This window comes from Gordonia sp. (in: high G+C Gram-positive bacteria) (assembly GCF_012515855.1).
Lineage (GTDB): Bacteria > Actinomycetota > Actinomycetes > Mycobacteriales > Mycobacteriaceae > Gordonia.
On the sequence record NZ_JAAYXO010000243.1, the window covers coordinates 1 to 3,831 of the forward strand.

7 protein-coding genes are annotated in these 3,831 nt (G+C 67.1%); 6 read left to right on the plus strand and 1 reads right to left on the minus strand.

Annotated features, from left to right (window positions below):
* From GX543_RS17395 to GX543_RS17405, 3 genes are all read left to right on the plus strand, one after another.
* Positions 1-137, plus strand: a 137-nt coding sequence (locus tag GX543_RS17395; RefSeq protein ID WP_290853750.1) for a hypothetical protein, incomplete at its 5' end; no start/stop codon positions are given.
* Positions 138-273: 136 nt separating this feature from the next.
* Positions 274-831, plus strand: a complete 558-nt coding sequence (locus tag GX543_RS17400; protein WP_290853741.1) for a DUF3060 domain-containing protein — start codon at positions 274-276, stop codon at positions 829-831.
* A 62-nt stretch (positions 832-893) separates the two neighbouring features.
* On the plus strand, positions 894-1,727 hold the full coding sequence (locus GX543_RS17405; RefSeq protein WP_290853742.1) for an SDR family NAD(P)-dependent oxidoreductase: 834 nt from the start codon (positions 894-896) through the stop codon (positions 1,725-1,727).
* A gap of 275 nt (positions 1,728-2,002) precedes the next feature.
* Here GX543_RS17405 and GX543_RS17410 read toward each other — a convergent pair whose 3' ends face one another.
* Positions 2,003-2,575: a TetR/AcrR family transcriptional regulator gene (locus tag GX543_RS17410; RefSeq protein ID WP_290853744.1), complete on the minus strand. Its 573-nt coding sequence runs from the start codon at positions 2,573-2,575 to the stop codon at positions 2,003-2,005.
* Positions 2,576-2,598: 23 nt separating this feature from the next.
* Between GX543_RS17410 and GX543_RS17415 the strand changes: the two genes are divergently transcribed.
* The 3 genes from GX543_RS17415 to GX543_RS17425 all read left to right on the plus strand — a co-directional run.
* A complete protein-coding gene (locus GX543_RS17415) occupies positions 2,599-3,123 on the plus strand; it encodes a hypothetical protein (RefSeq protein WP_290853745.1) in 525 nt (174 codons plus the stop codon).
* A 154-nt stretch (positions 3,124-3,277) separates the two neighbouring features.
* A complete protein-coding gene (locus tag GX543_RS17420; protein WP_290853748.1) occupies positions 3,278-3,658 on the plus strand; it encodes a PPOX class F420-dependent oxidoreductase in 381 nt (126 codons plus the stop codon).
* Between the two features lie 56 nt (positions 3,659-3,714).
* On the plus strand, positions 3,715-3,831 hold a 117-nt coding region (locus GX543_RS17425), incomplete at its 3' end, for a homoserine O-succinyltransferase (protein ID WP_290853752.1).

The following is a 3,831-nucleotide window of genomic DNA, read 5'->3' on the forward strand; positions in this document are numbered from 1 at the left end:
CGCGGCCGCTGCGCCGCCTGGTGCAGCAGGCCATCGGCGACAAGCTCGCCAAGGCCCTGCTGGCCGGTGACATCCGCGACGGCGACACCGTGCACGTGGACGTCGACGACGCCACCGACTCGCTGAAGATCAGCTGAGCCGACGAGCTCTGCAGCCCGCAGAAGGACGGCCCCGCATCGCAACTGACGGTGCGGGGCCGTCGCCCTGCGGGGAGCAGAGGAGCGCACTAGGGTCGGGAACCACACCCGATCACGGTCATTGGAGGCTCGAGAAATGCACATCGCGCGCAAGTCGGCAGTATTCGCCGGGGCGGTCGCGGCTGCGCTCGCACTCGCGGGCTGCGGAGACGACGGCGACTCGGCACCGGAAACGGTGACCGTCACGTCGGGGCCCCAGGCGGAGCAATCACCGACCCACGACGACTCCAAGCCCGGTGACGACGACGGCAGCCGGCACACGGCTGCGAACGACCAGACCGTGCGGATCACACAGACCCCGGCCGAGGTCCGGTGCACCGGCGGCGACGTGATCGTCGCCGTACCGTCGGCGCAGGTCTCGATCACCGGAAACTGCGACGACGTGAAGATCGAATCGTCCGGCGGCACGATCACCGCCGAGAACGTCGACGACCTCGACGTCGCCGGCTCGGACAACACGGTGACCGCCGGACTGGTCGACGATCTGGACGTCGACGGCGACAACAACACCGTGACCGCGCAGCGCATCGACGACGTCGACCTGAACGGCAACGACAACACCGTCAACTACCGGGAAGGATCCCCGGAGATCGACGACGAGGGCAGCGGCAACACGGTCGGCGTCGGCGGCTGATCGCCGGCCGGCATCCGCGCAGGGTATAGACGGTCGCCGCCGCACTGACTATCGTCGGGCGAATGCCAGCGAAGCGAACGATCGTCATCACCGGTGCGAGCGACGGAATCGGGGCGGTGGCCGCACGCGCGCTGGCCGACCCCGACATACAGCTGATCCTGGTCGGCCGTTCGGCGGACAAGATCGCCGCCGTCGCCGCCGACACCGGCGGGATCGGGCTGACCGCCGACTTCGCCAGCCTGGATCAGGTGCGCGAACTCGCCGACCAGATCGCCGGCCACGCCGGCGCCGTCGACGTGCTGCTCAACAACGCGGGCGGCACCTTCGAGCCGGAGCCGCGCACCGCCGACGACCACGAACCCAACTTCCAGATCAACCATCTGGCCGGCTTCCTGCTCACCAACCTGCTGCGCGAGCGCCTCGCCGCGGCCGGGGACGGCGCGCTGGTGCTGAACACGGCCAGCGCCGGGAATCTGTTCGGCCGGGTCGATCTGTCCGACCTGGACTGGGAGCGGCGGCGGGCCTTCCAATCGCGGTGCTACGGCACCAGCAAACTGATGAACATCATGTTCACGCGCGGGATCGCGGAGCGTTGGGCCGACGACGGAATCGTCTCGGCCGCAGTGCATCCCGGTCTGGTGGCCAGCCAGTTCGGCCGGGACTCGGCGGCTGTCGGCTTGATCTACCGCACGCCGCTGAGCAAGGTCGCCGCGATCACCCCGGAAAAGGGGGCCGAACCGCTGATCGCACTCGCACAGCGCGGCGCCGACCCCGACGTCAACGGCGTGTACTTCAGCCGATTCCGTGCAGGCGGCCGTGAGAACCGCCAAGCGCACGACCCCGCACTGATCGACGGGCTGTGGGAGGCGTCCGACCGCCTCGTCGGCCTCGGCTGATCCCACAGACGACGCCCCGCTCCGCCGACGGCGGAACGGGGCGTCTGTGTTGGCCCGAAGGCTCAGGGGGTGCGGATTCTCGCCGACGATGGCCAACGCCAGAATCGCCAGGCCACGGTCATCGAGATGAGGACCGCAGTGGTGAGGTTCCGGCCCCTGCCGGACTGGACCGTCGAGAACGTCGACGAGTTCGGCAACGTCCCCGCGCTCAATGAGCCAGCCACAGCAGCCAGAAAACGCGGCCGCTCCTCAACTCCTTCCGGGATCTGGCCGAGTCAACGTCCTACCTGCGTATTCCATTGCAGCAGTTGCGAGCTCACCATCTCCGGCGTGGGGAGGCTGTCCGGGTCCACGAGCCACTGAACGATGAGGCCGCTGAGCATCGCGTAGCCGGCGGTGCCGAACACGTGCATCTGATCGGGGTCCGAATCTGACCGAAGTATCTGCCCGAGAAGCGATGACCGTGCGTGCTCGACGGCGCGGCGCAGTTCCTGTCGGATCCGCTCGTTGTCATCGGCTTGCGCCATCAACTCGAACGAAGCGGCGAGGACACCGCGGTACCCCTCGAAGGACTGGACGACGCATCGGTAGACGTTCGCGAGATGCTCCGGCAAGTCTGTCTTCGGGAGGGCGGTCAGGCTTTGGTCGAGAACTGCCGACCATTTCTCCAAGCCATTCAGCAGAGCCTCGATGAGCAGGGCATCAGTCGTGCCGAAGTGGTAGCCGATCGCTGCAGTGCTCACCCCTGCAGCCGAAGCGACGTCTCGGGCGCGAGTTCGCGCGTACCCGCGCTCATCGAGACAAGTTCGGGCGCCGCGCAATAGCGCGTTTCGGTTATCTTCGCGCATGCTGGAAGAGGAGAGTGCCTGTCATGACTCGACGCCGGAAGATCACTTGGAGTCTCGCGGGCGGCCCGCTCGCCGCCATCGCCTTGCTCGCCGCCATCGGCAGTCTGCGCGAGAGTCACCTCATCAAAGTGACCAGATCGACCTGCGCGGATCGAGACGTGATGTGGGATCTGTGGGCCGATGTGCCCGAGCGTGTCGAGTGGGACAAGGGCTTGGAATACATCAACGTCGACGGATCCTTTGAGGAGGGGGCGACCGGGACGGTCAAGGTCGCAGGGCAGGGCCCGATCAAGTACAAGATCATCGAGGTGGATCCGAAGAGCGGCTATACGGACCGATTCGAGAGTCTGCTGTGGACCCACACCGACTGGCACCATCGGATCGAATCCACTGGTGAGAGCTGCTACGACGTCACCTGGGAACTCAAAGCACGAGGGCCGCTCTCGCTCATCTTGCTGCCTGCGCTCAAAAACATCTTCGGCAAAGAAGTCCCAACCGCTGTCGACGAGTTCGTTGAACTCGCGGAGTCCCGCAGCACGTCGTACTAGCTAGTTCACCCGACTCTCGTATCCGGGGGCGGGCTCCGGCGCGTGCATCGCTTGACCCGACGCCGCCAGTGCGACGTCGTCGATGGACGGTTGAGTTGAACGGCGTCGAAACCAGGCCGGGACCTGCCGGGCGAAGCGGATTACCCTGGCGACCATGACCTTCCCGAGCGTCGCCGAGATCGCCCAAGCCAAGTACGTGATGTTCACGACCTACAAGAAGGACGGCACGCCGGTGGCCTCGCCGCTGTGGGCGGCGCCGGACGGGGACGACCTGGTGGTGTGGACCGTGGCCGACTCGTGGAAGGTCAAACGACTGCGGCGCAACAACAACGTGCTGGTGCAGGCCTGCGATGCGCGGGGCACCACGACCCGCGGCCCGGTGGTCGCCGGGGTCGGCGAGGTGATCGACGGTTCCCTCGCGGCGCGGCGGATCGAGCACAAGTACGGGATCCTCGGGCGGCTGACCGTCCTGGGCTCGCGGCTGCGGCGCGGCGCATCGGGCACCGTCGGGATCCGCGTGCGCGACGTCGTCTGACCGATGCTCCCGGCGTGAGATGTGGCCGTCTCCTCCGGCGATGGCAGTATCGAATCATGCCGGTGAACATCCCGCGCGACCTTCCCGCCCGCGCGACCCTCGAGAGCGAAGGCATCTTCGTGATGTCCGATGAACGCGCGCGTTCGCAGGACATCCGGCCGATGCGCATCGCC

Coding starts and splice junctions, on each gene's coding strand:
- GX543_RS17410 (WP_290853744.1), bottom strand. CDS start 2,575: ATGCGCGAAGATAACCGAAACGCGCTATTGCGCGGCGCCCGAACTTGT.
- GX543_RS17400 (WP_290853741.1), top strand. CDS start 274: ATGCACATCGCGCGCAAGTCGGCAGTATTCGCCGGGGCGGTCGCGGCT.
- GX543_RS17405 (WP_290853742.1), top strand. CDS start 894: ATGCCAGCGAAGCGAACGATCGTCATCACCGGTGCGAGCGACGGAATC.
- GX543_RS17415 (WP_290853745.1), top strand. CDS start 2,599: ATGACTCGACGCCGGAAGATCACTTGGAGTCTCGCGGGCGGCCCGCTC.
- GX543_RS17420 (WP_290853748.1), top strand. CDS start 3,278: ATGACCTTCCCGAGCGTCGCCGAGATCGCCCAAGCCAAGTACGTGATG.